Source organism: Prevotella sp. OH937_COT-195, from assembly GCF_003932845.1.
GTDB lineage: Bacteria > Bacteroidota > Bacteroidia > Bacteroidales > Bacteroidaceae > Prevotella.
This window is the reverse complement of record NZ_RQZH01000052.1, coordinates 1-2,859: the sequence shown is the minus strand read 5'-3', so window position 1 is coordinate 2,859 and position 2,859 is coordinate 1. Positions and strand designations below refer to the sequence as shown.

The following is a 2,859-nucleotide window of genomic DNA, read 5'->3' as shown; positions in this document are numbered from 1 at the left end:
ATTGACACTCAATTGGGCGGCCAACTTGCTCGGCACTTGGAAGCAGACTGTGAAAAATGATGTTATGCAGGCGGTATCGGAAAAGACGGTAACATATAACGATGCCGACGGTAACATGCACACCGAAAAATTGGAGACTCTGATAGCGCAGAATGCCAACGGAGTGTCAATCAGCGCAAAGGTTAACGACCTCGAACGCGCGGGCATACATCTCAACGGCAAAGATTCTCGTATAGACCTGCTTGCGGAGCATACACGTTTTCTTGCACCGACGGGACTTCCTTTCATAAAAATCGGTATGGACGAACAAGGTGTGCCGTATCTTGTTTTTATGATGCCCGACGGGGTGACGCCGGCATATAATCTCGGATACACGGGGTTGACGCAAATAATAAACGACAGTGTTAAAGCCGGTTTCGGGACTCCTTTGCGATTGCGGTACTTGGGTATTTTGGAAGACCTTGAAGAGGGCATAAGTGCGGAGAAACTTTTCAAAGCCTGCGACCCTTACGGAATGGCTGCATATTTCCGCTTTACCCAATCGAGGGTGCGGCAGGCTGACGGCACGCTTCAACTCGTACCGGGGGGCGTTGATGTTGACGGAAAGTATTATGACAGCAATGCCATGAGCGCAAACAGTCTGCCGACGGGACGAACCCTGAACGAGTGTTGCGGTTCTTCGGTAATAACACAGCAAGTCTATACTTTATGGATAAGTGAGTACACCTCACAACAAGGGTGGCAGAATAGTCCGGGACTAAATCCACCGACATGGATAACACGTAAGTTCTTAATATATTATGTAAAGGACAGCAGAATTGTTAAAAACACGAGTCTGTCAGTGGAGTTCAGTGTTATTAACGGAAAGAACGTTTACTCGGTGCAACCGTGGCAAGGTACAGACCCCGGAATTTATGTACCCGCAGACGTTTGACAGTTATTTGATAATTTAAAAAGTTCAAGATATGACGGCATCAGAGAGAAAAGAGATTGTTAACGAGGTGTTGGACACTATACAAGCCAATGCCATCGATGCGGAAATGAGTTTCAGCATTGACAGCGAGGGGTACTTGTGTGTGACCACCGAGAGTGTATGACTTTTAAAAAGGATATTGTATGGCAAAGACAACGGTAAGAATAGGAAAAGTGACGATGACGACACACGGCAAGTATGACGCATCGAAGTCGTATCCGCAACTCGGAGTTGTGACAGACGGCGACGGTTTGAAGTGTTATGTCTCGCTAGTTCCCGACAACAAAGGCAACAACCTTGACGACACCTCGAAATGGCGTTTGATGATAGACGCTACTTCGGCAGTGACAAAGGCAGAATCGAGGGCGGACGAGAATACGAAGAAGCGGGTGGTGATAAAGACCGTTTCCGATTCTTCGGAAACTCTTCTTCCTTGGAAGATGTACGAGTTTCCCGAGATGCCATCGTTGAACATTTCGCTCTCTCCACCCGTCGAGGGCGAGTTGAACGAGTGGCAATTCTCGTTTGACAGCGGCTCCGCGGCAACCCGCCTCGCGCTCCCACAGGGCGTGGTGTTGGCATCTGCCGTCTCGGTCTTGCCCAATATGCACTATGAGGTTACCATATTGCATAACGAGCGGGAGAAGAAATATTACGGCATAATGGTTGGCTGGTCACGTTAAACGGAGGATTGTGTATGACAAGAGTATATTCAAGGCGGCAAATAATGGGGGATTTTCTCACGGTCAAACCGTATGTCAGCGAGGGGCTTAAATTCCATTTGGACATGAGTGACTATGCCCCGGAAACCAATACGGTGCGGGAAAAAGTGAAAGGTTGGGATTTTAAACTCAATAATTGTGAATGGAAGGGAAATCATATCCTTTTCGCACCGGACAAGAACCAATATGTGACAAAACCGCCTCATTGGATTAATTGTCCTGAACATACTATGGGTGATTGGGGATTGCAGGCTAAAAAGGCAGGGGAGAACAATTGGACGGTAGAAGTTGTGCTTAGGAGAAATCACTTACATCCACTTGACTTAAACACAGGTTGGCACAACAATGCGACAGAATTTATTGTTCAAAACGGACTTTACTATACACCCGGTTATGTAACAAATATTCAAGATAATTGGGTTACATACTCTATCGAGTGCAATCAACCTTGGAATAGAACGAAAGTAGGATTGCTTCCCTCCATTAAAGATACGGTAGGACAATTATTCACTCACAGCCTTAATGCCGACCACAGTATCTACAACGGTACCGACTATGGTATGGGAGATTATGTATCTATTACACGTAGAAATGGCCTTGGTACTTTAATGGGTTGCAGACATGACGGTTGGTACTCATTCCGAGGTGAAATCTATCAAGTAAGGATATATCACAGAACCTTAAGTGAAGACGAGATGAGATATAATCAGGAGCAAGACAGAAAGAGGTACGGAATTATTTTTTAAACAATACAATATATGAAACAATACAAGAGAGAGAAAGACGGTGTCACGGAATTTTTCCGAGAACCGCTCATCAAGGACGGGAAACAGATATTCAACGCGTCCGAGGAGGAGATGAACGCGGCAGGGTGGGAAGAATATAACCCACCGCCTGCAAGTGTAGAGAACTACGAACCTGCCTACGAGGAAAAGGTGGTGATGCTTATTCGCGAACGGTACAGTGTTGACGACGAGATAGCACTGTTGCGCCAGCGCAACATCAAAGAACAAGAGTACAGAGAGTATTTCGAGTTCTGTGAGAGGTGCAAGGAAAGGGCGAGGACAGAAAACTCAACAGATTCTGCCGGCGAATGAATGGTTTAAAAGTTTTACTTTAATTATTGCAGTAATATATGAATAACGGAATTATAACCTATGAGAT

Annotated in this window: 5 protein-coding genes; all 5 read left to right on the top strand. The window is 45.8% G+C overall.

All coding sequences use genetic code 11. The features are described from left to right. A partial coding sequence (locus tag EII32_RS12200) for a hypothetical protein (RefSeq protein ID WP_158611181.1) occupies positions 1-934 on the top strand: 934 nt, incomplete at its 5' end. Between the two features lie 31 nt (positions 935-965). Continuing rightward, the gene (locus EII32_RS12745; protein ID WP_255416465.1) at positions 966-1,097 is read left to right on the top strand and encodes a hypothetical protein; all 132 of its coding nucleotides are present in this window, start codon (positions 966-968) and stop codon (positions 1,095-1,097) included. 19 nt (positions 1,098-1,116) lie between these two features. Continuing rightward, the gene (locus tag EII32_RS11065) at positions 1,117-1,656 is read left to right on the top strand and encodes a hypothetical protein (RefSeq protein WP_125235442.1); all 540 of its coding nucleotides are present in this window, start codon (positions 1,117-1,119) and stop codon (positions 1,654-1,656) included. A 14-nt stretch (positions 1,657-1,670) separates the two neighbouring features. Next, the gene (locus EII32_RS11060; protein WP_125235441.1) at positions 1,671-2,441 is read left to right on the top strand and encodes a hypothetical protein; all 771 of its coding nucleotides are present in this window, start codon (positions 1,671-1,673) and stop codon (positions 2,439-2,441) included. Positions 2,442-2,453: 12 nt separating this feature from the next. Next, complete coding sequence (locus EII32_RS11055; RefSeq protein ID WP_125235440.1) at positions 2,454-2,792, top strand: hypothetical protein; 339 nt, start codon at positions 2,454-2,456, stop codon at positions 2,790-2,792. The last annotated feature ends 67 nt before the right edge of the window (positions 2,793-2,859 follow it).

What these genes read in the sequence shown, in the direction of transcription:
- EII32_RS11065 (WP_125235442.1), top strand. Translation starts at nt 1,117, where the DNA reads ATGGCAAAGACAACGGTAAGAATAGGAAAAGTGACGATGACGACACAC.
- EII32_RS11055 (WP_125235440.1), top strand. Translation starts at nt 2,454, where the DNA reads ATGAAACAATACAAGAGAGAGAAAGACGGTGTCACGGAATTTTTCCGA.
- EII32_RS12745 (WP_255416465.1), top strand. Translation starts at nt 966, where the DNA reads ATGACGGCATCAGAGAGAAAAGAGATTGTTAACGAGGTGTTGGACACT.
- EII32_RS11060 (WP_125235441.1), top strand. Translation starts at nt 1,671, where the DNA reads ATGACAAGAGTATATTCAAGGCGGCAAATAATGGGGGATTTTCTCACG.